Here is a 22,987-nt window from a genome sequence, read left to right on the forward strand (position 1 = left end):
ATTTGAGCCGTTCTACTCACGCACCCGGCCCGGGCGATGCTGGAGGCTGGCGGCCATGACCTCGATCGTTCCCCGCGTGGGCATCACCGCGGTGGCCAGCGCCCTGCCCGAGCGGGAGGTGAGCACCGCCGACCTGCAACGGCGGGTCGCCACGGCGAGCGGCCTGCCGCTGCCGGCCGGGATGTTCGCGCGGGCCACCGGCATCGACCGGCGCCGGGTCGCCGCCGCCGACGAGTACGCCTCCGACCTGGCCGTCCGCGCCGGCCGGCGGGCCCTGGCCCAGGCCGGGCTGGACGCGCTCGACGTCGACCTGCTGCTGTTCGCGTCCGCCACCCGGGACATGGTGGAGCCGGCGACCGCGCACGTGGTGCAGGCGGCGCTGGGCAGCCGGGCGCACGCCCTGGACGTCACGAACGCGTGCAACAGCTTCCTCAACGGCATCGACCTGGCCCGCTCGATGATCATGGCCGGCCGGGCGGGTCGGGCCCTGGTGGTCACCGGGGAGACCCCCACCCGCGCGATGCGCCCGGCGCTCGACGGCATGGCGCAGGCGCGTACGGCGATGGCCGGCTACACCTTCGGCGACGCGGGCGCGGCCGTGCTGGTCGAGCCGGTCGAGGCCGGCGGCATCCTGGACGTCGACAGCGAGACCCATTCCGAGCACTGGCCGGCCGGCGGCATCTTCGGCGGCGGCTCGCGGCACCCGCGCGGCGACGAGCACACCTACTTCACCGGCGACGGGCACCGGCTACGGGGCATCTTCGAGAAGATCGGGACCGGCGTGCTGGAGCGGGTCGCGTACCGCACCGGCCTGGGCTGGGACGACTACGCCAGGGTCCTGGTGCACCAGGTGAGCGTGCCCTACCTGCGGCGGTTCGTCGAGGTGGCCGGGGTGCCGGCCGACAAGCTCGAGGTCACGGTGACCGAGCTGGGCAACATGGCCAGTGCCACGCTGGGCGTGCAGCTGGCCCGGGTCCACCACCGGCTGCGCCCCGGCGACCGGGTACTGCTCGTCGGCCTCGGCGGCGGCGTGAGCCTGATGACCATGGTCTGGGAAGTGTCATGACGACGGACCTGTGGGTGATCGTGCCGGCGTACGACGAGGGGCTGCGGATCCGGCAGACGCTCGACGCCCTGGCGGCGCAGACCGACACGAACTTCACGCTGCTCGTGGTGGACAACGGCTCCACCGACGGCACCGCGGAGATCGCGCGGGGCTTCGCGGCGCCCTTCGGGGTGCATGTGCTGGTCGAGCCCGAGAAGGGCGTCGGCTGCGCGGTCGACACCGGTTTCCGGCACGCCATCGCCCAGGGGGCCACGCTGCTCGCCCGGACCGACGCGGACTGCCTGCCGCGGCGCGGGTGGCTGGCGGCGGCGCGGGCCGAGCTGACCGGCGGCGCGGGAATGGTGTGCGGCCGGATCACCGCGCGGCGCGACGAGCACGGGCCGCTCGGCCGGGCGGCGTTCCGCGGCCTGGTGGCCCTCGCCGCCGCCTTCGGGCGGCTGCGCCCGGCGCACCGGGCGCAGGGGTATCTGGCCCCCTACCGCATGCACGCGGGCAACAACATGGCGATCACCGCGGAGCTCTACCAGGCGTGCGGCGGCATGCCCCGGCGTCCCTCCCCCACCGACCGCACGTTCCTCAACCGGGTACGCCGCACCACCGCGGCGATCCGGCACAGCCGCGCGATGGTGGTGGAGAACTCGACGCGGCGGCTGGCGGCGTACGGGATCGTCGGCACGGCCCGGTGGTATCTCGACCGCGGCAGCGGCTCGCGCACGGTGGACCCCCGCTGATGCTCGCCGACCTCATCGCGGGCCTGCGCGACGACGACCCCCGCCCGGCCGTACTCGGCTGCGGGCGCGGCGGCCGGCCGGTGGTGCGCGTCACCCGCGGCGAGCTCAGCCGGCTGACCGGCGGCTACGCGGCCGCCCTGCACGCGCGCAGGCTGGCCGCCGGCGACACGGTGGGCGTCGCCGTACGTCCCGGGCCGCGCTCGCTCGCCGTGCTGCTGGCGGCGTACCACCTGGGGCTGCGGGTGGCGGTGCTGGATCCGGCCGCGGGCCCGGACGTGCTCCGGGCCCGGCTGGCCACGGCCGGACCGAGGCTGGTCCTCGCCGACGCGGCGGCGCAGGCCGTCGCGGGCTGGGCGGCGCCGCTGGCCCGCCGGGCCCGCCTCGCCCTGCCCGACCTCGCCGCCCTGGCCCCGGTCGTCACCGTGGGGCGGCGGCTGCCGGGCTGCGCGGCGGCGATGACGCCGGCGGCCGGGCCGGTCCCCCGCGGCTACGACGGCGACGGCGACGCGGTGGTGGTCTTCACGTCGGGCACGACCAGCCGGCCGCGGGCCGTGGTGCACAGTCGGGCCGGCCTCGACGCGGGCCTGCGTACCGTCCACGACCTGGTCCGGGTGCGGGCGGACCGGCCGGTGCTGGGCGGCACGTTCTTCGTCCTCGTCCCGGCGCTGGCGGCGGGGGCACCGGTCGCGCTGCCGGAGCGCCGCCCCGAGCGGCTGGTGCGGCAGACGGCCCGCCTGGCTCCCCAGGCGACCTACCTGACGCCGCCGCAGGTGCGCGCCGCGCTGGCCGCCGGCGTCCGGTTCACCGGGCGGGTCTACAGCGGCTCCGCCCCGGTCAGCGCGGAGCTGCTCGGGCGGGTCCGCAGGGCGGGCGCGGACGAGGCCTGGGGCGTCTACGCGCTCACCGAGGTCTTCCCCGCCGCGGCGGTGGAGGCCACCGAGAAGGCGGCGTTCACCGCCTCCGGCGACCTGGTCGGCGAGCTGGTGCCCGGCGTGCGCGCCCGCACCGACGAGCGGGGCCAGCTGCTGCTCGCCGGGGCCAACGCCGCGCACCGCTATCTCGGCGAGGAGCCCCGGGAGTGGATCGCCACCGGCGACGTCGGCCGGGTCGAGGGCACCCGCGTGGTGCTCGGCGGGCGCTGCAAGGACATGATCCTGCGCGGTGCCGAGAACATCTATCCCGGACTGTACGAGCCCGCGCTGCACGTCCCCGGCGTCGAGCTGGCCGTGATCGTGGGCGTACCGCACGGCGACGGCGACGAGCGGGTGGTCGCGGTGGTGCAGCCCGCGGCCGGCGTCTCCGCCGGGACGGTGCACGCGGCCCTGCGCCTCCCGCTCCAGCGGATGGGCTCGGCGCGGCCGGACGCGGTGGTGCTCGCCGAGGTCCCGCTCTCCGGCCGGTCCCGCAAGCCCGACCGGGCCGCGGCGGCACGCCTGGCGGCGCTGTCATGAGGGCGCTCGCCGTGGTGGTCCCCGCCTTCGACGAGGCCCGGCTGCTGCCCGGGACGCTCGCCGCGCTCGCGGCCCAGTCCGACCGAGACTTCACGCTGGTGGTCGTGGACAACGCGTCCACCGACGGCACCGCGGCGCTCGCGGCCGGTTTCCCCGGCGACGTCCGGGTGGTGACCGAGCCGCGCCCGGGCGCGGGCACCGCCGCCGACACCGGATTCCGGTACGCCATCGCCGGCGGCGCCACCAAGCTGCTGCGCACGGACGCCGACTGCCTGCCCGCGCCGGACTGGGTCGCCACCGGCCGGTCGCTGCTCGACCGGGTGGAGCTGGCGTGCGGCCGCAGCGTCCCGCGCGGCGACGAGCACCCGAGCTGGGCGCAGCGCAGGATCTATCCCGCCGTGGTGCGCGCCGCGGCCCGCGTCGGCCGGTGGCAGCACCGCTCGGCGACCGCACGGGCGCCGTTCGTGCTGGTCCACGGCCACAACCTGGCGATCACCGCCGACCTGTACGAGCGCTGCGGCGGCACCCCCCGCGAGGCCCTGGAGGACGGCGCCGAGGACGTGACCCTGCTCAACCGGGCCCGCGAGCACAGCGACCGGATCGTCCGCGCCGAGGACCTGGTCGTCGAGACGAGTTTGCGGCGGCTGCGCGGCTGGGGACCGCGCCGCACGCTGCTGTGGCACTGGGACCGGCGGTACCGGCCCACCGGTACGGTGCACGTGCGATGAACGCCCGTACCCGCGACCGCAGGGTCTACCTCGGCAGCCACCCGGTGTTGTTCGCCCTGCTGGCGGCCACCCGCCGGCGTCCCGCCCTGCGGCTGGGCGGCACGCTGCTGGTGCACGACCGGGCCGCGTTCGTCGCCGCGCTCACCCGGGTGCCGCTGGACCGGACGGCGCCCGGCACCACCGGCGGCGCGGCCGGCCGGCTCGCCGGCGGCGCCCTCCTCTTCGACCAGCAGGGCGCCGAGCACCGCCGCGCCCGCCGGGCCGCGTCCGGCGCGCTCGGCGCGGAGGCGGTGGCCGGGCTGCGGCCGGGATGGGCGCGGCTGCTCGAACGGCGGCTCGGCCCGCTGGCCGGCGGCGGGGAGGTCGATCTCGTACCGGTCGCCGCCGAGCTGGCCGGGAGCACCGCCGCCGCGCTGCTCGGCGTGGCGGTCGACGGGCCGGCGCTCGCCGCGGCGGCCCGTGACGCCGCCGACGCGGCGGCCCGGGCCCACCTGCCCGGACTGCGCCGGCGGAGCGCCCAGGCGGCGGCGCGGGTGGCCACCGGGAAACTGACGGCACTGGTCGCGCCGGACGGCGGGGAGCATGCCGCGCTCGCCGCCATGCTGGCGGTGGCCGCGGTCACCACGACGATCGCCGCCGTGCCGCGCGCCGCGGCGTGGGCGTGCGACGCAAGCCTCTGGGAGTACGCCGCAAGCCCGGCGCTCGCCGACGAGCTCCTGCGGGTGACCGCCCCCACGCCGCTGCTGCCCCGGGTCGCGGCGGGTCCGGGCGAGCTGCCGGTGCCCGGCGGCTGCCCGGTGCGCTCCGGCGACCGGATGCTGCTGGTCGCCCGCCACGCGCTGGACGCACACGGGCTCGACCCCGATCCGCGCCGCCCGGCTCCCGCGCAGATCGCCCAGCTCGCCTTCGGCGCCGGGCCGCACGCCTGCCCCGGGGCCCGGCTGGCCCGTACCCAGCTCGGTGACGTGCTGCGGGCGCTGGCGCCGTACCGGCCGGTGGTGGTCCGGGCCCGGGTGGACCGCCGCGCGGCCCTGCCCTCGTGGCGGTCGCTGGTGGTGCGGGCGTCGTGAGGCTGGCGGTGACCGGCGCGTCCGGCTTCTGCGGTACGGCCGTCGCTCGGCTCGCCGCGGCCGCCGGCCACGACGTGGTCTGCGTCGGCCGGCGCCCCGGACCGGTGGGCGGGCACGTCCGCTGGGACGCCGCGCGCGAGCAGCCCGATCTGGCCGGCGCCGACGCGGTCGTGCACCTGGCCGCCGCGGTCGGCGATCCCGGCCCCGGCGAGCGCGCCGAGGCGGCCTACCGGGCGGTCAACGTCGACGGCACGGCCCGGCTGCTGCGCGCCGCCCACGGCCGCCCGGTGGTGTGGGTGAGCAGCGCGAGCGTGTACCGGCCGGGGCCGTACCGGGGGCCGGTGGCCGAGGACCACCCGGTGGACGGCCAGCGGAGCGCGTACGGCCGCACGAAGGCGGCCGGGGAACGGCTGGCCCTGGCCGCGGGCGCGGTCGTGCTGCGCCCGCGCGCGGTCTACGGCGACGGCGACCGGCACCTGCTGCCGCGGCTGCGCCGGGTCGTCCGGGGCGGGTACGCCTGGCTGCCCGGCGCCGACGTGCCGCTGAGCCTGACCTCGGTGGAGAACCTGGCGGCGGCCTGCCTGGCGGCGCTGGACTGGCCCGCGGGGGCGTACAACATCGCGGACGCGGCGGCGTACCGGCGCGACGAGGTCCTCGGCCGGGTGCTCGGGGTCCCGGTGCGCCACGTACCCGCCGCGCTGGTCCGGGGGCTGGCCGCGGTGACGCCGTCGCTGACCCGCTACGCCGTCGACCAGCTCACCGACGGCATGGTGCTGGACCTGGCCCGCGCTCGCGACCAGGGCTACCGGCCACGGCTGAGCCTGGCGGACTACTTGGTGTAGACGACGCCCGAGCGCAGGATCGTGCCGGCGCGGGTGCCGGAGCCGCTCTGCCGGGTCACCACCGCGTCGAGCGAGAACACGTAGCCGGTCTTCCGGTCGAGTTTCTTGACCGTGGCGGTCAGCATCGCGCAGTCCCGCTTCGGGACGACCTCGATCCAGCCGATGTCGCGCTGCGGGCCCAGCATGACGTCCTGGCTGATCGCGGTGAGGCGGTACTCGACGAGGTTGTAGCCGTTGATGTCGGGCCACCTGACGGTCGCCGTCGTGGTGCCCGGGACGACCTCCAGCGGACCGATGTGGGTGAAGTGCACGTCGGTCGCCGCGCACGTCGCGCCGGGAGTGGGCCGCGCCGGCGTCGTCGCCGCCACCGTACCGACGGTGCCGGCGGTCGGGAACGGGTACGGCGGCACGCCGCTCGTGGGCTTGGGCGAGGGCGTGGCCTTGCCCCGGGAGACCACGAGCCAGTCACCGCTGCTGTCGGGTGCCTGCGTGGACGTCGTCGGTGTGGGGATGGCCGAGGAGCCGCCGAGCCCGCCGCAGCCGGCCAGCAGGAGGGGCGCCAGGAGCAGCAGCCATCGCCGGCGGTGCTTCATGCGTGCCTCCCCCCCTCGTCGCACGGACCTCTCGATGTCCGCAAGAGATCGTCGGGAGCGGGGGCGACTTTAGGAGTCGGCCGCGTACAGCTCCCGGGTGCGCCGGGCGAGGTCCTTGGTGGCGGTGGAGTTGACCCAGGTGCCCAGGACCACCGCGGCGCCCGGCACGACCTTCGCGAACATCCGCTTGGCCGCGCGTACCCCCGCCATCTGGGCCAGCTTGACGCCCAGCCGCAGCATCACGCCGGTGAGCGGCCGGTCGGCGGCGCCGGCGAAGAGCCGGCTGGCCCGCTCGCGGCCCGCGGCCACGCCCAGGGCCAGCCGCGCCGTCTCGGCGACCTTGTGCACCTTCTGCAGGACGAGCAGGTCGGTGGCGCGCTCGGGGCCGGCCGGGTCGACGCCGTACGCGGCGGCGATGTGCAGCACCATCCTTGCCTGCGTCCAGGCGAGGACCCCGACGTCGACCACCGCGCCGGGCAGCCCGGCGGCGCCCGAGACGGCACCGGAGAGCCGGGCGTGGTTCATGAAGCGCTTGACGGCCTGGTCGGCCAGGTCCGCGCCGGTGATCCCCGGCTGCTCCTGCCGGGCACGCTCGGCCCAGCGCCGGGCCTGCGGCCCGATCCGGCGGACCGCCTCGAGGGCGAGGTGTTCCGGAGCGTACTGCGGGTCGGCCTTCATCCTGGCCCAGAGGGATCCGGGCAGGCCGGCATCGTCGGGTTCGATCACCAGTTCACTCCGAGGGGACGGGAAATGCTCGTGCCATTGTGCCTTGCAGATGCACGTGCACGACATGGGTTCACCATATTGCCCCGCTTTACCGCACCTGAGCGGCCCTACCGGCCGCGCTGTTCTGCTCATGCGATACCCCGTCCGACCGATAGCGATGGACAGAGGCACCAGAGCCGACGGGGAGGCATCGCCGCATGACGGTCGACGAACAGCAGGTGGAGCGGCTGCGGCCGACTCCGGTGCTGCTGACGGCGGCCGGGGTCCTCGTGGCCTCCATCATGCTCTTCGCCGTCAACCACGCCGAGCAGCGCACCCCGGTCGTCTGGGGCTGGCTGCCGGCCCTCGTCGGCACCGCCGTCGCGGGCTGGGCGTGCTGGCACACCGCGTCCACCGAGGGCCTGGACCGGGTGACCGCGCGTGTCTGGCGGTGCCTGTCCCTGGTCTGCCTGTTCATCGCGCTGGGCGTCGCGGGCGACGCCCGGTACTACGCGCGGAATCCCGGTGCGATGGACCAGGACCACGACGTCCCCACCACGATCGCGTACGCGGTGGCCATGGTCGTCCTGCTCTGGACCCTGCTGTGGCTGCCGATGGACGCCCGCGGGCGGCGGGACCGGGTCATGGTCCGGTTCCTCCTGGACGCCGCCACGGTCACCGTCACGCTCGGCATCTTCTCCTGGTACCTCATCACCCGGGTGCTGCACGCCTGGCGGGACGGCAGTGGTGACGCCGTACCGATCCTCACGCTGACCGCGCTCGGCCTGATCGGCGCGCTCGCCTTCGTCAAGGTCGCGGTGAGCGGCTTCGGCGGCCTCGACCGGATCGCCGTCCGGCTGCTGGCCGTCGGCGCGGCCGTCGGGGCGGCCGGGGGCGGGCTCTTCCCGATCTTCGTGGAGCTGCACCCCGGCCTGAGCGGCTCGATGATGTTCGTTCCGGCGACCCTGCTGTGCGTCGCCTTCGCGGCCGACCGGCAGCGCCGGGCCGCCCGCCTGGACGTGCCGGTGCAACAGGGCGACTCCTTCAGCACCGTGACCTACGTCGCGGTCGCCTGCACCGACGGCCTGCTGCTGGTGGTCAGCAGCGGCGCGGGTCACGTGGTGCTGACCGTCGCCCTGGCGGCCGTCGTGCTGACCGCGCTGGTGGTGGCCCGCCAGATCAACGCGCTCGCCGAGAACGGCCGGCTGCTGCGCCGCGTCGACGCCAGCCTGCTGGAGCTCAACCGCTTCCAGGACCAGCTCGAGCACCGCGCCAGCCACGACGCCCTCACCGACCTCGCCAACCGGACGCTGTTCGAGCAGCGGACCAGCGAGGCGCTGGCCGCCACCGGCGGCTCGGCGGACGGCGCCGACACGCTCAGCCTGGCGCTCATCGACCTGGACGACTTCAAGGCGATCAACGACCGGCTCGGGCACGCCGTGGGCGACGCCCTGCTCGTCGTCGTCGCCGACCGGCTGCGCGAGGCGGTCCGCGAGGACGACGTGGTGGCGCGGCTCGGCGGCGACGAGTTCGGCCTGCTGCTGCACGGCCTGCGCAGCGACGAGGCGACCGAGGTCCTGGACCGGATCGCGGAGTCGCTGACCCGGCCGGTCCACGCCCTCGGCTACGACCTGCTGGTCAAGGCGAGCATCGGCCTCGCCGAGGTGTGGCCGGAGGCCAGCCCGCAGGAGCTGCTGCGCCGCGCCGACCTCGCGATGTACGCCGCCAAGGAGCGCGGCAAGGGCCGGCACGCGGTGTACGACGCCCGCCTCGAACAGGACCAGGCGGCCGACGCCCAGCTCGGTGCCGAGCTGCGCCGGGCCCTGGACAACGGCGACTTCTCGCTGGTCTACCAGCCGATCGTGGCGCTGCCCGGCGGTGAGTGGACCTCGCTGGAGACGCTGATCCGCTGGAAGCACCCGGAGCGCGGCTTCATCGGGCCGGACGTGTTCATCCCGATCGCGGAGCGCACCGGACTGATCGTGCCGCTCGGCGACTGGATCCTGCGGACCGCGCTGCGGCAGGCCGCCGAGTGGCAGCAGCGCTACGGCGCCGCCGCGCCGGGCGAGATCGGCGTCAACGTGTCCGCCCGCCAGCTACGGGAGCCCGGCTTCGCCGCCGACGTGCGCGCGGCCCTGGCCGACACCGGCTTCGACCCGGAGAAGCTGGTCGTCGAGGTGACCGAGACCGCGGTCTTCGACGGCGGCGTCGCGCTCGACACGCTGCAGAACCTGGTCACGCTCGGCGTACGGATCGCGCTGGACGACTTCGGCACCGGGCACTCCTCGCTCGGCCTGCTGCGTACCTGCCCGGCGGACACCCTCAAGGTCGACAAGTCGTTCGTCGACGGGATCGGCGGCCGCTCGGAGGAGGCGGTCATCGCCACCGCGATGATCCAGATCACGAACGGCCTGCACCTGCAGGCCATCGCCGAGGGTGTGGAGACCGCCGAGCAGGCCGACACCCTTTTCCGGCTCGGCTACCGCTTCGCGCAGGGCTACCACTTCTCCCGCCCGCTGTCCGCCGCTCAGGTCGACGAGCACCTGGACGCGCACCGGCCGCTGACCGTCTGAGCCCGGTCTGCCGGATACCACCTCAGCGAACCCGGACGACAACCGATAGTGGGAGGGGACGATTCCGTCCCGTGCCCACTATCGCGAGGTCGCCACCACATGCCTGCCGCCCCGAAGACAGCATCGTCGTCCCGTCACCGGACCGCGGACGGCAACCCGTTGCGCGCCTGGCTCGGCAACCGGTCGCTGAACGCGAAGATCCTGATCATCGTGGGCGCGATGACGATCGTCGCGGCCATGGTGGCCATCGTCGCCCTCGCCCGCCTGGCCCAGGTCAACACGGTCGGCGCGAAGCTCTACGAGGAGAGCTACGTCGGGTTGCAGCAGCTCAACCGGGTCACCTCGGACGTCGGCTCGATGCACGGCTACGTGATCGCCTACGGCCAGACGCCGGCACCCGAGCTCGCGAGCATGATCAAGGAGCTCGACGGCCGCATCGAGACGACCGTCGCCGCCTACCGGACCAAGTCGGTCGACCCGGCGCTGACCGACGAGACGATGGCGCTCTGGGGCAAGTACAAGACCGCTCGTGACGCCTTCCTGAAGACCGCCGACGCCGGCGACCCCAGGGCCACCATCGCCGCCCGCCAGGAGCAGCTGATCCCGGCCATCCTCGCCTCGAAGGAGAAGCTCGAACAGCTCACGGTGAAGGAGGACGCGGGCGCCAAGAAGCGGGTGGCCGCGGTCGCCGAGGCGAACAGCTCGGCCCGGACGATCGTGATCACCACGCTGGTGGTCGGCCTCGCCCTCGCCACCCTGCTCGGCCTGGCCATCGCGCGCAGCATCGTGGCGCGGGTGCGGGCGGTCTCCCAGGTCATCGACGGCATCGCCGAGGGGGACCTGACCCGTACCGCGGGCCTGCGGACCAGGGACGAGGTCGGCCGGATGGGCGACCAGCTCGACCGGGCCACCGCCACGCTGCGCGAGACGATCACCCGGATCACCGGCAGCAGTCACACGCTGGCCGGCTCCGCGCAGGAGATGGCGGAGGTCAGCAGCCGCATCGCGGTCAACGCCGAGCAGACCAGCTCGCGCGCCGAGCTCGTCTCGACCGCCGCCGGCTCGGTGAGCGGCAACGTGGACACCGTGGCCGCTGCCAGTGAGCAGATGACGGCCTCGATCCGGGAGATCGCCGGCAGCGCCGCCGACGCCGCCGGCGTGGCCCGCGGCGCGGTGGAGGTCGCCCAGTCGGCGAACAACACGGTCGCCAAGCTCGGCGTCTCGTCCGCCGAGGTCGGCAACATCGTCAAGGTGATCACCTCGATCGCCGAGCAGACCAACCTGCTCGCCCTCAACGCCACCATCGAGGCCGCCCGCGCCGGCGAGGCCGGCAAGGGCTTCGCGGTGGTCGCCAGCGAGGTCAAGGACCTCGCCCAGGAGACCGCCAAGGCGACCGAGGAGATCTCCAACCGCATCCAGGCGATCCAGAGCGACACCTCCGCCGCGGTCGACGCCATCGGCGAGATCGCCGCGGTGATCGAGCGGATCAACTCGTACTCGGACACCATCGCCTCGGCGGTGGAGGAGCAGACCGCCACCACCACCGAGATCGGGCGCAGCGTCGCCGAGGCCGCGAACGGCTCGACCGAGATCGCCCACACGATCGCGGGCGTGGCCGAGGCGGCGCAGAGCACCAACGAGGGCGTGACCGAGTCCCGGCGCACCGCCGACGAACTGGCCCGCCTCGCCGAGGAGCTCCAGTCGCTGGTCGGCAAGTTCCGCGTGTAAGGGGGGCGCCGGCGCGGGAATGAACCCCCGGACGAGGGCGTTGTGCTCCTATCGCCCGTGGGTCCACGGGCGTGACATGAGGAGGTCCGCAGCGTGCTCGACCCACACGGGCTCTACGAGTTGGCCGACGACCTGCCTGAGCTGGACGGCGTGGTGCTCGTCCAGGCGCTCACGGGGTTCGTCGACGCGGGGAGCGCCATTCAGCTCTCCCGGCAACACCTTCTGGAGCAGTTCGGGGAACGCGTCCTCGCGACGTTCGACCTCGACCAGCTCCTCGACTACCGCTCCCGCCGCCCTCCGATGATCTTCGTCGAGGACCACTGGGAGAGCTACGAGCGGCCCAGCCTGGCGCTGCACCTGTTGCGGGACCTGACCGGCACCCCGTTCCTGCTGCTCGCCGGCCCCGAGCCGGACCTGCAGTGGGAACGCTTCATCAAGGCCGTCCGCGGGCTCATCGCGCGCTTCGGCGTGAGCCTGACCGTCGGTCTCAACGCGATCCCGATGGCCGTGCCGCACACCCGGCCGGTCAGCGTCACCGCGCACGCCACCGACCGCCGCCTGCTCGGCGAGCGTGACTCGTGGCTGCAGCGGGTGCAGGTGCCGGCCAGCGTCGGCAACCTGCTCGAGTTCCGCCTCGGCGAGGCCGGCCTCGACGCCATGGGCTACGCCGCGCACGTCCCGCACTACCTGGCCCAGACCGCGTACCCGGCCGCGGCCGAGCTGCTCGTCGAGTCGGTCGCCAACACGACCGGCCTGGTCCTGCCCACCGCGGCGCTGCACGAGGCGGCCGCCGAGGTGCGCGATGAGATCGACAAGCAGGTCGCCGACGACGAGCAGGCGAGCCGCCTGGTGACCTCCTTGGAGGGCCAGTACGACGCCTTCCTGCGGGGCCGCACCGGCAACCTGCTGGCGGAGCCCGGCGGGGCGCTGCCGAGCGCCGAGGAGCTGGGCGCGGAGCTGGAACGCTTCCTCGCCGAGCAGGCGCGCGACACCGACTGAGCGGCCCGGCCGGGGCGGGTCCGCCCGTCCCGGCACGACCGTCCTTCCGGGACGTCACCGCACGTGGCTACCTGTTCGGTCAATCGGCATCCGAAAAGGGCTGACCTGCCCCAGAATGGGACGGGTCAGGCGGGCGTCGAGTGACAGGAGTGTCCCGGTGATCTCATTCCGATCGCGGGCTGCGGCGGACCCGGTAGCGCTGCGCCCCGTCCCCCGCGACGTCGAGGCGCTCGAGAAGCTCATCTCCGATCTCGAGAACGTCCGGGACGAGGATTCCGCCTGGCAGGTCACCGTGGACAGCACGGTCGCCTCGCACAACTTCAGCTACGGCGCCGTCTGGCGCCCGGACGGCAACGGCCAGGTCGTCATCCAGTACGAGACCGGCTCGATCGTCCGGGAGCTGGACTCCGTGATCTCGGGGCACTCCGCGCCCGCGGACGCCGGCCTGGTCGGCCGGGCGGCCCGCACCAAGCAGCCGGTGTACGTCGACGCGCTGGAGCAGTGCGAGGACTGCCTGCGCTGCCAGGCGGCGGCGCGGGCGTCTATGGAGGCGGCCGTGGTCATGCCGGTGCTGCGGGACAACCAGGTCATCGCGGTGCTCGAGTACTATTCGGCCGAGCCCCTCTACATCGACGGTCCGCGGACCGAGAAGTGGGCTTCCATCGCCCGCATCGCCGAACGCGCCCGCTTCTCGGCGCTCGCCGCCGCCGAGCTGCGCCAGGTCGCCGACGACCGGCTCGCCGTCACGAACGTGGTCACCGCCCTCGGCCAGGCCAGGGACGTCCCGACCACGCTGCGGATCGCCCTCGACTCGGTGCGGACCGCGTTCGACTGGGCGTACGGCTCGTACTGGGAGATCGACGAGGTCGACCAGGTCCTCAAGTTCGCGGTGGAGTCCGGCTCGGCCGGCGACGAGTTCCGCAAGGTGACCCTGGCGGCCACCTTCGCCGAGGGCGTCGGGCTCTCCGGACGCGCGTGGCGCAGCAAGGACCTGGTGTTCGTCCGCGACATCGGCGAGCTGACCGACTGCGTCCGGGGGCCGGCGGCACAGCGGGCCGGCGTCCGGTCGGGGGTCTGCTTCCCGGTGGTGAGCCACGGCCGGATCATCGGCACCATGGACTTCTTCACCACCGAGTACATCGAGCTGTCGGAGTCCCGCGCGTCCGCCCTGCGCAACGTGGCCCAGCTCGTGTCGCAGCGGCTCGACATCGTCCGCGGCAACGAGGTGGCGGCGGCGAACGCCCGCTCGCTGCTCGACACGGTGTCCCGGCTGCGCGCCGCCAGCGACGACGCCACCCGGGTGGCCCAGGACGCCGTCTCCCGGGCGTCGGAGATGACCCAGGAGGTCGAGGCGCTGGGCCAGGCGTCGACCGCCATCGGCGACGTCATCAAGATCATTTCGTCCATCGCGGACCAGACCAACCTGCTCGCCCTCAACGCGACCATCGAGGCGGCCCGGGCCGGCGAGGTGGGCCGCGGCTTCGCGGTCGTCGCCGGTGAGGTCAAGGACCTGGCCCGGGAGACCGCAGAGGCCACGCAACGCGTGTCGGAACAGATCAACGGCATCCAGAACAGCGCGCGTACGGTCTCGGCGGGCATCCTGACCACCAGCGAGACCATCGGGCAGATGGACGCCGTGCAGGCCCGCATGAACGAGGTGCTCGAGGAGCAGGCGCGGATGGCGTCCGCGCTGCAGTCCTAGTCCTTCAGCGGCAACCAGTCCAGGACGGTCTGGATCTGGGCGTCCCAGTAGCCCCACTCGTGCGCGCCCGGTCCGAAGCCCGCGTCGATGTCGACGCCGTGCCGGCGGCAGGCCGCGACGAAGCGCTCGTTCTGGGCCATCAGGGGATCGTCCGTGCCGCAGCGCAGCAGCAGCCGGGGCAGCTCCCCGCCGGCGTGCGCCACCAGGTGGAGCAGGTCGTCGTCGGTCCCGGCGACCGGCCGGTCCCCGAAGACCCGCGCCATCAGTTCGGTGATGTGCGGCCGCTTGTCCCACTCGGACATGTACGCCAGGTCCAGCGCCCCGGAAAGGCTGGCCGCGGCGGCGAACCGGCCGGGCTGACGCAGCGCCCACCTGAAGGCGCCGTACCCGCCCATGGAGAGCCCGGCGACGAAGGTGTCCTCGCGGCGGGTGGAGACCCGGAAGAAGGACGAGACCACCTCGGGCAGCTCCTCGGACAGGAACGTCCAGAACTTGGCACCGTACCGCTCGTCGGCGTAGAAGCTGCGGTGCACCTGCGGCATGACGACCGCGATCCCCTTGGCGGCGGCGTACCGCTCGACGGAGGTGTACCGGGTCCAGGCGGTGTCGTCGTCGGTCAGCCCGTGCAGCAGGTAGAGCACCGGCGGAGCGGCGCCGCCCGCCCGGCCGCTGAGCCCGATCTGGTTGGTCGCCGCCTGCGGCAACAGCACGGTCATGGACGTGGCGAGCGCGAGCGCCTCGGACGAGAAGTCACACCGGATCAGAGCCATCGCACCAGTATCGGCGGTCCCCGCACGGCGCAGGTCGCCCGGGGCGGGGTTCCGGGCCGTTGGGAATGTCGTACCCGTCGATTAGAATGTGTGTACGAAAACAGCGCCTGACCTGCGGGGAGATCACAGTGACCACGCCCGTTTTGTCCGCTTCGGTGCCCTCGATCCCGCCCTATGCGACCATGCTCGGCTTCACGCGCTACGTGGCGCGCACGGGGCCGGCGAAAGCGACGTTCGTCGGCGGCCTGCGCCGCCAGCGCGAGCGCCGCACCGGCTTCAACCCGCACGGCCAGCTCGTCAAGGCCCTCAAGGCCGACATCGCCTTCCGCACCGGGGGCAGCTACCTGACCGGCGTCGTCGACCTGGTGAAGCCCCGGTGGAAGCCGCTCTACGAGGCGGTCAGCGGCGGCGCCCTGACCTACGTGCACTCCCTCGGCGATCCGGCGGACGTGAGCCTCGCCCAGATCCGCGAGGCGCTGGCCTCGGTCGGGCCGCTGGCAGTGAAGATCAACCCCCACTTCGGACTCCGGCTGGCGGACGACCGCCGGGAAGCGGTCCGCCTGCATTTCGACGAGCAACCACCCACGCCGGAGGTCGTCACGGCGACCCTGCACCTGATGGCCCGGCACATGGACCAGATCCTGCCGGACGCCGAGCCGGTCCTGGTGGATCTGCGGCGCGGGACGACGCACCGGATCGACCCGGCGGCCAGGACGGGCGACGTGGAGCGCTGGCTGGCCGGCGAGGCCGCGGCGTTCACCGCCATGTGGACCGCTACGGCCGCCTGACGCGCCGAGCCGTGATCGGCCCCGTCCGGCCCCGAGGCCGGGCGGGTCGGGAGCGGGGCGAGCCAAGCCGGGCGGTCCGGAGCGCACCGGGCGGGGCCGGGCAAGGCGGGGCCGAAGCCGGGCCGGACGCGGTTGAGCAAGGCCGGGCCGGACGGACGGAGACGCCGGGGCCAGGCGGGGCCGGTCCGGCCAGGCGGGGCCGGTCCGGCCAGGCGGGACCGCGCCGGGCGGGACCGCCGGGTGAAGGCTGAGCGGGGCGGGGCCGCGCTGGGCGAGGGCTGAGCAGGGCAAGGCTGGGCGATGGGGCTGGAGGCCGGGCGGCGGGGCTGGGCTTGGGCGTGGGTGGGGGTCGTCCGAACGGTCCGGATTTTTTCGGTTTCGGAGTGGGAACCTCTTAGGTGCAGCGCGGTTGCGACGATGTCTCCGGTGTAAGCGGGGGCAAGACGTCGGGGGGCGTTGGTCATGTCGGTCATCGGGCGGGTTACGGGAAGTCTTCTCACGGCGGCGGCGGGGATTGCCGGGGTGGCGATCGCGGCGCCCGCTTCCGCGGCCTCGGTGCCGAGCATGGCGACGCTGGTCGCGTACGTGCGGGGCGGGGACGTGTACGTCAGCAAGGGTGCCGCCGAGACCCGGCTGACCACCGGCGGCGGATGGTCTCGGCCGCAGTGGGCTCCCGACGGGAAGTCGATCGCGCTGCTCAAGGGCGGGCAGTTGTGGACCATGAAGGCCGACGGCAGCGCCAAGCGGCGGGTCACCACGCGGGCCGCCGCCGGGGCCTCGTGGTCGCCCGACGGGCGGTTCCTCGCCTTCGCGTCGCTGTCCTGCTCGGGTGGGCCGGGCGTCTACAAGATCTCGACCACCGCGGTGAACGCCGTGCCGGAGGTCGTGTTCCCCTCGTACTGCCGGGGCGAGGAGCTGCCGGCCGAGCCCGCGCCGCGGACCGCGCCCACCGGGTCGCTCAGTGAGCGGCTGCGGACCGACGACGCCGTCGCCTGGTCGCCGGACGGGACCAGGGTGGCCTTCCGGGGCGGGGACTGCGAGTCGATCTACGACGCGTGCCTGACCGTGGGCACCATCGCCACCGGCGGGGAGAAGACCGTGGCCGCGTACGGCGGGGGCAGCCGGCAGAACTCCGGTTTCGCCGTCCTGCCGAGCTGGCGCCGCGACGGGGCCAAGCTGGCGTGGACCGCGTACCAGAAGGGCGAGACCGCGGCCGAGGACCAGCCCGTGCACGTCGTGGAGTACGACACCGCGACCGGGTCCACCCGGACCGTGGGCGCCAGCCAGGACCGGGAGCTCGCGTACGTCGACTCGGCCCGCGCCGTCGCCACCGGCACCTACCGGAACGGGTCCTGGGTGATGGTCGTCAACCTGACCACCGGCGCCCGCACGCCGTTCCACCAGGGTTCGCAGCCCAGCGTCCAGCCGAAGCGGTAGCCCCGGCACGACCCCACCCCTAGAACCGAAGAACAGCACGCCGGTCCGGATTCGGGCCGGCGTGGTGCGTATCGTGGGGCGCCTGATGAGCGACACGACCGAGCGGGCGATCCGTACCTTTCATCCCCGTCGCGGCCGGATGAGCAACCGGCATGCCGACGCCTTCGCCGAGTTGTGGCCCGAGCTGGGCCTGACCGTCGTCGACGGGGACCGCAGCCCGCTCGACCTGCGTGACGTGTTCGGCCGCGACGCTCCCCGGGTTCTCGAGATCGGCTTCGGCATGGGCGAGACCACCGCGGCCATGGCCGCGGCCGACCCCGGCCGGGACTATCTCGGGGTCGAGGTGCACACCCCGGGCATCGGCAATCTGCTCGCCCTGGTCCGCGAGCGGTCCCTGACGAACGTACGGGTGGCGCACGGCGACGCGATGGAGCTGGTACGCCGGCTCGCGCCCGGCAGCCTGGACGCCGTGCACGCGTTCTTCCCGGATCCGTGGCCCAAGGCGCGGCACCACAAGCGGCGGCTGATCCAGCCCGCGCACGTCGCCCTGCTGCGGGAACGGCTGCGGCCCGGCGGCACGCTGCACTGCGCCACCGACTGGGCGCACTACGCCGCCGCGATGGCGGAGACGCTCGACGCCGACCCCGGGCTCGCCAACGCGTACGGGGGCTTCGCGCCGCGTCCGGCGCACCGGCCGCTGACGAAGTTCGAGCAGCGGGGCGTGCGGGCCGGCCGGGAGATCTTCGACCTCGTGTACCGGCGACGCTGAGCCGGTTTGCCGTCTTTACCGCTTTCGCGCCCGTACCCTGGGAGGCGGAGGGCGGAGCATGCCACGAAGCGATCTGGGCCTCACACGCCTGGAGAGCCCGCAGGGTCCGAGGCCGGTGGGGCGGGTGGGAAGTGGTGATGCGGAGCCAGCCTCCGCGACCGAGGCGGCGCCGCCCGCCTCCCCGGACCGGGCCGGCATCCCGCGGGCGGCGCTGATCAGCGACGCCGCCGACCAGGTGGCCGCGCTCGTGGCCCGGGCGGTGCACGCGCAGTGCGGCGTCGTCTACTTCGTCGACGGCGACCGGCTGGTGCTGTACGGCGAGTACGGTCTCCCGCTGCCCCGGGCCGACTACGCGGACATCCCGTTCGAGAACACCCTCGCGGGCACCGTCGTGCGTACCGGTGCCGATCTGGTCATCGACGACCTCACCACCGACGAGCGGGTCCCCGCCGGCTCCCCGATCCGCCGGCACGGCCTGGGCGGCTCCTACCTCGGCCGGCCGATCCGCGACGAGCGGGGTGAGATCATCGGCGCGTTGGGCGCCTTCGACGCGCAGACCCGGCGCTGGAACGACGACGACCGGGCCGCGGTCGCCGCCGCCGCCCAGGTCGGCACGCTGCTGATCACCGAGCGGCTGTCCGCGTACGAGATCGACCGGCAGCGACGGTTCCTCGACGCCGTGCTGGACAGCCTGCACGACGGGGTGACCGCCTGCGACGCGGAGGGGCGGATCCTGCTGGTCAACGCCCGCATGCAACAGCTCTGGGACGCCGCGCGGATGCCCGGCGACCTGGACGGCGACGCGGTCCTCGCCCAGCTCACCGACGGCGACGGGAACGCGGTCAGGCCCGAGGAGATCTCGCTCTACCGGGCCCTGCGCGGCGAGCGGCTGCGCGACCACGAGCTGACCTTCTCCGGGCCGGGGCGGCGGACCCGTCACTACGTCGTCGACGCCCAGCCGATCATCGGGCCGGACGGGCGTACCCTCGGGGCGGTCCAGGCCGTGCAGGACATCACCCGGCGCAAGCGGGCCGAGCGGTTCCGCACCTGCGAGCTCAACGTCATCACCGCGCTGGCCGAGGCGCCCGGCGTGGAGGCGGCCGGCCCGCGGGTGCTGGAGGCGATCGTCCGGACGCTCGGCTGGACGCATGCCGAGTTGTGGCTGGCCGACGACGCCGCCGGGGTGGTCCGGTCGGCCGCGCACTGGCACGTCCCCGGGTGGTCCGCGGAGATCCGGGTGCCGCCGGAGCTGCCGTACGGCACCGGGCTCGCCGGGCGGGCCTGGCAGGCCGGCAAGCCGTTGTGGATCCGCGACGTCGGACGGCCGCAGAGTCTGATCTCGTCGGACACCGCGACGGGATCGCAGTTGCACGCGGCCCTGGCGATCCCGGTGCGCAACGGGCTGGATACGCTCGGCGTGCTCAGCGTCTTCGCGGACAGTGCCGAGGACCCCGACGACGAGCTGGTCGCCCTGTTGTCCGGGATCGCTGCGCACATCGGCCAGTTCGTCGAGCGGCGGATGGTCGAGGACCTGCAGCGGCAGCTGACCCGCACCAAGAACGAGTACCTGGCACTGATCGGGCACGAGCTGCGCACACCGCTGACGTCGATCGGCGCGTACACCGAGCTGCTGCGCGACGCCGATGCCGAGATGCTGGTGCGGGAGGGGCCGCGGATGCTCGAGGTGATCGACCGCAACACCACCCAGCTGCGGCACATCATCGAGGAGCTGCTGGAGCTCTCCGCGCTGGACACCGGGCACGCCTCCGTCCATCTTGCCCCGGTCGACCTCGTCGAGGTGGTGCGCGAGTCGATCACCCGTACCCGTCAGGCGATCGAGAACGAACCGCTCACCGTCGACGAGAGCCTGCCGGACCGGCTGGTGCTGCCCGGCGACCGGCGGCGGCTGGGGCAGGTCGTGGACAACCTGCTCGGCAACGCGGTCCGGTTCAGCCCGGACGGCGGGCGCATCACCGTACGCCTGCGGGTCGCCGGCCGCGCCGCCGAGCTGGCGGTCACCGACTCCGGGGTGGACGTTCCCCCGGACGAGCGGGAGAAGATGTTCACCGGCCTCTACCGGACCAGCCGCGTCCGGGACCAGGCCATCCCCGGCTCAGGGCTCGGCCTGACGCTGAGCCGGGCCGTGGTGCAGCGCCACCACGGCAGCATCCAGCTCACCGAGGACCACGGCCCGGGCACCACCGTCCTCGTCCGGCTGCCCCTGGACGCCCGTTGACCACCTGTTGACAGGTATGACCCTGTTCACCGGGCGGCCGCCGGACGAGGATGGCGGTATGACCCGGTGGACACCCGATCCGACGTTCTACGCCTCGCCGCGGGACGCGCTCACCGCCCCCGCCGAGCGCCTCGCCTACGTCGCGGCCTTCGACCGCTCCGCCACCCGGCCGGACGCCATCGCCGTCCTGGACACCGACCCCGGTTCGGCGGCGTACGGGAAGGTCGTGGGGTGGACCGATCTTCCGCACCCGGGCGACGAGCTGCACCACTTCGGCTGGAACGCGTGCAGCAGCGCGCTCTGCCCCACCGCGCCGCACCCGCACGTCGAACGCCGATACCTGATCGTTCCCGGCCTGCGGTCCTCCCGGCTGTACGTGCTCGACACCAAGGACGACCCGCGCAACCCGGTGCTGGTCAAGGAGATCCCGGCGGAGGAACTGGCCGGCAAGGCGGGCTACTCCCGCCCGCACACCGTCCACTGCGGACCGGACGGCATCTACGTCTCGGCGCTGGGCGGCGCCTCCGCCGAGGGCCCCGGCGGCATCGCGGTGCTCGACCACACCACCTTCGAGGTCCGCGGCCCGTGGGAACGCGACCGCGGCGACCAGTACCTGGCGTACGACTTCTGGTGGCACCTCACCCGGGACGTGCTGGTGTCCTCGGAGTGGGGCACGCCGTCGATGATCGAGAACGGGATCGACCCCGAGCTGCTCCTCGGCCGCAAGTACGGCCACCGCATCCACTTCTGGGACCTCGCCAAGCGCTCCCTCGTGCAGACCGTCGACCTCGGCGACCAGTACCAGATGCCGCTGGAGCTGCGCCCGGCCCACGACCCGCGCCAGGAGTACGGCTTCGTCGGCGTCGTGACCAGCGTCGAGGACCTGTCCGCCTCGGTCTGGGTCTGGCACCGCGACGGCGGCGGGTTCGCCGTCACCAAGGTCGTCGACATCCCCGCCGAGCCGGCCGACGTGGCGGACCTGCCCCCGGCCCTGCAGCCCTTCGGCGCGGTTCCCCCGCTGGTCACCGACATCGACCTGTCCGTCGACGACAGGTTCCTCTACGTCTCCTGCTGGGGCACCGGCGAGCTCAAGCAGTACGACGTCTCGGACCCCTTCCACCCTCGCCAGACCGGCTCGATCCGCCTCGGCGGCATCACCGGCCGCGTGCCCCACCCCGCCTCTCCCGGCGAACGCCTCGCGGGCGGCCCGCAGATGGTGGAGATCTCCCGCGACGGCCGCCGGGTCTACGTCACCAACTCGCTGTACGGGTCCTGGGACGACCAGTTCTACCCGGACGGCGTCGGCGCCTGGATGGCCAAGATCGATGTGGACACCCAGTCCGGCGGCATGACGCTCGACGAGCGCTTCTTCCCGCACGGCGACGACTTCCGGGGCCTGCGGGTGCACCAGACGCGACTGCAGGGCGGCGACGCCTCGTCCGACTCGTACTGTTTCCCGTGACGGGTGGCCACCTGGCCGCGCTCGCCGCACTGGGCGCCTTCCACGGGCTGAACCCCGCGATGGGCTGGCTCTTCGCGGTCGCGCGCGGCATGCAGGAGGCCAGCCGTACGGTCCTGCTCACCTCCCTGCCCCCGATCGCCGCCGGCCACCTCGCCTCGGTGGCGATCGTGGCGGCCGTGGTCTCGGCGACCGAGTCGGCGGTGACCGGAAACACGGTCGCGATCGCGGGCGGTGTGGCGCTGGTCGGCTTCGGCCTGTGGCGGCTGCTGTCGGCGCGGCACTTCCGGTGGGCGGGCATGCGCCTGTCGTCCGGCCAGCTCGCGGGCTGGTCGTTCCTGATGTCCTCGGCGCACGGGGCGGGCCTCATGCTCCTGCCGGTGCTGACGACGACGTCGGGGGCCGCTTCCCCGCACCCGACCCACACGGCGCTGTGGGGCAGCGCACCGGCCGGCGCCCTCACCGGCATCCTCGCCGCGACCGTCCACACCGTGGCGATGTTCGCGGTGCTGGGTGCGTGCGCGGTCGGTGTCTACGAGTGGGCCGGGCTACGGATGCTGCGCCGTGCCTGGTTCAACGTGGACAAGCTGTGGGCGGCGGTGATGGTCACGGCGGGCGCCCTGACCATCGCCCTGACGGCATAGCAGGCACGGACGTCACCACCGACGGCCGATCACGCCCCACCGATCCCGGTCCAGACCATCGGCACACGCCGGATCCCCGTGCTGCTCGCCACGGCCGCCACGGCGTCGTCGACCGGCGCGTGGCCGGCGCGCACCTCGATGGCCGCAATGAAGAGCGACCACCCGTCGGGGTGCCGGTGCGCGACGGCCACGAGGCGGCTGCACAACGGACGTGGCTCGTCCGCGTCCCGGAAGGTCACGATGGCGTCGACTGCGGTGGCGAACTACTCCGGGGTCTGGCTGAGCCGTTACGAGTACTTCTCCAGCGGCCGGGACGGCATGTTCGTCGGACGGCACTACGTGGTGGTCTTGCAGCACGGCGATCGGTTGACCGTGCGGTCGTTGCCGGGGTCGGCGGAGTCGGCGCTCACCATGGACCTGACCGTGGACGGGCCGGTGCTCACCGGAACGTGGGTCGAGCAGACCGAGCAAAGCGGCTACTACCGGGGCGCCCGCTACCACGGTGCCATCCAGATGCTGGCCGAGCCGACCGGGTGGCGGGTTCGCGGCAAGTGGGTGGGCTTCGGCAAGGAGAGGGACGTGAACACCGGGCCGTGGGAGCTGACGTTCCAGGACGAGTCCACCCGCCGGGCCACGTTGGATTCCTACAACCGGCCGCCCGGGGAGGAATGAGCGAAGAGAAGGGGCAGAGACGCC

At 74.0% G+C, this 22,987-nt stretch carries 20 protein-coding genes and 1 pseudogene; 17 read left to right on the forward strand and 4 right to left on the reverse strand.

Annotated features, from left to right (window positions below):
• Window positions 1-55: 55 nt before the first annotated feature.
• The 6 genes from IEY99_RS12130 to IEY99_RS12155 are packed head-to-tail and all read left to right on the forward strand — an operon-like array spanning window position 56 to window position 5,888.
• Entirely contained in the window at window positions 56-1,066 is a 1,011-nt protein-coding gene (locus tag IEY99_RS12130) for a 3-oxoacyl-ACP synthase III family protein (RefSeq protein ID WP_189202527.1), read from the forward strand.
• The gene (locus tag IEY99_RS12135) at window positions 1,063-1,797 is read left to right on the forward strand and encodes a glycosyltransferase family 2 protein (RefSeq protein ID WP_189202529.1); all 735 of its coding nucleotides are present in this window, start codon (window positions 1,063-1,065) and stop codon (window positions 1,795-1,797) included. Before IEY99_RS12130 ends, IEY99_RS12135 begins: the two co-directional genes overlap by 4 nt.
• Window positions 1,797-3,248 (forward strand): AMP-binding protein, encoded by a 1,452-nt coding sequence (locus tag IEY99_RS12140; RefSeq protein WP_189202530.1) that lies wholly within the window; start codon window positions 1,797-1,799, stop codon window positions 3,246-3,248. Before IEY99_RS12135 ends, IEY99_RS12140 begins: the two co-directional genes overlap by 1 nt.
• Window positions 3,245-3,976 carry a glycosyltransferase gene (locus IEY99_RS12145; RefSeq protein WP_189202532.1) on the forward strand — a complete coding sequence of 244 codons (732 nt, stop codon included), beginning with the start codon at window positions 3,245-3,247 and terminating at the stop codon, window positions 3,974-3,976. Before IEY99_RS12140 ends, IEY99_RS12145 begins: the two co-directional genes overlap by 4 nt.
• A complete protein-coding gene (locus IEY99_RS12150; RefSeq protein ID WP_189202534.1) occupies window positions 3,973-5,046 on the forward strand; it encodes a cytochrome P450 family protein in 1,074 nt (357 codons plus the stop codon). Before IEY99_RS12145 ends, IEY99_RS12150 begins: the two co-directional genes overlap by 4 nt.
• Complete coding sequence (locus IEY99_RS12155) at window positions 5,043-5,888, forward strand: NAD-dependent epimerase/dehydratase family protein (protein WP_229798537.1); 846 nt, start codon at window positions 5,043-5,045, stop codon at window positions 5,886-5,888. The genes IEY99_RS12150 and IEY99_RS12155 overlap by 4 nt, the downstream gene beginning before the upstream one ends.
• Here the strand turns inward: IEY99_RS12155 and IEY99_RS12160 are convergent.
• The gene (locus tag IEY99_RS12160; protein ID WP_189202536.1) at window positions 5,876-6,481 is read right to left on the reverse strand and encodes a hypothetical protein; all 606 of its coding nucleotides are present in this window, start codon (window positions 6,479-6,481) and stop codon (window positions 5,876-5,878) included. The two genes, IEY99_RS12155 and IEY99_RS12160, sit on opposite strands and share 13 nt — an antisense overlap.
• A gap of 69 nt (window positions 6,482-6,550) precedes the next feature.
• A complete protein-coding gene (locus IEY99_RS12165; RefSeq protein WP_308427045.1) occupies window positions 6,551-7,159 on the reverse strand; it encodes an EcsC family protein in 609 nt (202 codons plus the stop codon).
• Window positions 7,160-7,404: 245 nt separating this feature from the next.
• On the opposite strand from IEY99_RS12165, the gene IEY99_RS12170 reads away from it, so the two are divergent.
• From IEY99_RS12170 to IEY99_RS12185, 4 genes are all read left to right on the forward strand, one after another.
• Window positions 7,405-9,759: a putative bifunctional diguanylate cyclase/phosphodiesterase gene (locus IEY99_RS12170; RefSeq protein WP_189202540.1), complete on the forward strand. Its 2,355-nt coding sequence runs from the start codon at window positions 7,405-7,407 to the stop codon at window positions 9,757-9,759.
• Between the two features lie 99 nt (window positions 9,760-9,858).
• Complete coding sequence (locus tag IEY99_RS12175; protein ID WP_189202542.1) at window positions 9,859-11,487, forward strand: methyl-accepting chemotaxis protein; 1,629 nt, start codon at window positions 9,859-9,861, stop codon at window positions 11,485-11,487.
• Window positions 11,488-11,580: 93 nt separating this feature from the next.
• Entirely contained in the window at window positions 11,581-12,486 is a 906-nt protein-coding gene (locus IEY99_RS12180) for a proteasome assembly chaperone family protein (protein ID WP_189202544.1), read from the forward strand.
• A gap of 157 nt (window positions 12,487-12,643) precedes the next feature.
• On the forward strand, window positions 12,644-14,188 hold the full coding sequence (locus IEY99_RS12185) for a GAF domain-containing protein (RefSeq protein ID WP_229798538.1): 1,545 nt from the start codon (window positions 12,644-12,646) through the stop codon (window positions 14,186-14,188).
• On the opposite strand, the gene IEY99_RS12190 is transcribed toward IEY99_RS12185, so the two are convergent.
• Window positions 14,185-14,958 carry an alpha/beta hydrolase gene (locus tag IEY99_RS12190; RefSeq protein ID WP_189202548.1) on the reverse strand — a complete coding sequence of 258 codons (774 nt, stop codon included), beginning with the start codon at window positions 14,956-14,958 and terminating at the stop codon, window positions 14,185-14,187. The genes IEY99_RS12185 and IEY99_RS12190 overlap by 4 nt on opposite strands.
• A 122-nt stretch (window positions 14,959-15,080) precedes the next feature.
• On the opposite strand from IEY99_RS12190, the gene IEY99_RS12195 reads away from it, so the two are divergent.
• The 6 genes from IEY99_RS12195 (at window position 15,081) to IEY99_RS12220 (ending at window position 22,291) form a co-directional block, all read left to right on the forward strand.
• On the forward strand, window positions 15,081-15,746 hold the full coding sequence (locus tag IEY99_RS12195) for a hypothetical protein (protein ID WP_373293354.1): 666 nt from the start codon (window positions 15,081-15,083) through the stop codon (window positions 15,744-15,746).
• A gap of 522 nt (window positions 15,747-16,268) precedes the next feature.
• Window positions 16,269-17,183 carry a TolB-like translocation protein gene (locus IEY99_RS12200; RefSeq protein WP_229798540.1) on the forward strand — a complete coding sequence of 305 codons (915 nt, stop codon included), beginning with the start codon at window positions 16,269-16,271 and terminating at the stop codon, window positions 17,181-17,183.
• 85 nt (window positions 17,184-17,268) lie between these two features.
• Window positions 17,269-17,952: a tRNA (guanosine(46)-N7)-methyltransferase TrmB gene (gene trmB, locus IEY99_RS12205; RefSeq protein ID WP_189202552.1), complete on the forward strand. Its 684-nt coding sequence runs from the start codon at window positions 17,269-17,271 to the stop codon at window positions 17,950-17,952.
• 124 nt (window positions 17,953-18,076) lie between these two features.
• Window positions 18,077-20,188 (forward strand): sensor histidine kinase, encoded by a 2,112-nt coding sequence (locus tag IEY99_RS12210; RefSeq protein WP_229798542.1) that lies wholly within the window; start codon window positions 18,077-18,079, stop codon window positions 20,186-20,188.
• Between the two features lie 58 nt (window positions 20,189-20,246).
• The gene (locus IEY99_RS12215; protein WP_189202555.1) at window positions 20,247-21,650 is read left to right on the forward strand and encodes a selenium-binding family protein; all 1,404 of its coding nucleotides are present in this window, start codon (window positions 20,247-20,249) and stop codon (window positions 21,648-21,650) included.
• Complete coding sequence (locus tag IEY99_RS12220) at window positions 21,647-22,291, forward strand: hypothetical protein (RefSeq protein ID WP_189202557.1); 645 nt, start codon at window positions 21,647-21,649, stop codon at window positions 22,289-22,291. Before IEY99_RS12215 ends, IEY99_RS12220 begins: the two co-directional genes overlap by 4 nt.
• A gap of 29 nt (window positions 22,292-22,320) precedes the next feature.
• Here the strand turns inward: IEY99_RS12220 and IEY99_RS12225 are convergent, their stop codons facing one another.
• A complete protein-coding gene (locus tag IEY99_RS12225; protein WP_189202558.1) occupies window positions 22,321-22,530 on the reverse strand; it encodes a hypothetical protein in 210 nt (69 codons plus the stop codon).
• 22 nt (window positions 22,531-22,552) lie between these two features.
• On the opposite strand from IEY99_RS12225, the pseudogene IEY99_RS12230 reads away from it, so the two are divergent.
• A pseudogene (locus tag IEY99_RS12230) lies at window positions 22,553-22,963 on the forward strand (XRE family transcriptional regulator); the annotation flags it as partial.
• Between the last annotated feature and the right edge of the window lie 24 nt (window positions 22,964-22,987).

The sequence above is a fragment of the Couchioplanes azureus genome (assembly GCF_014648355.1).
In the GTDB taxonomy this organism is placed as follows: domain Bacteria; phylum Actinomycetota; class Actinomycetes; order Mycobacteriales; family Micromonosporaceae; genus Actinoplanes; species Actinoplanes azureus.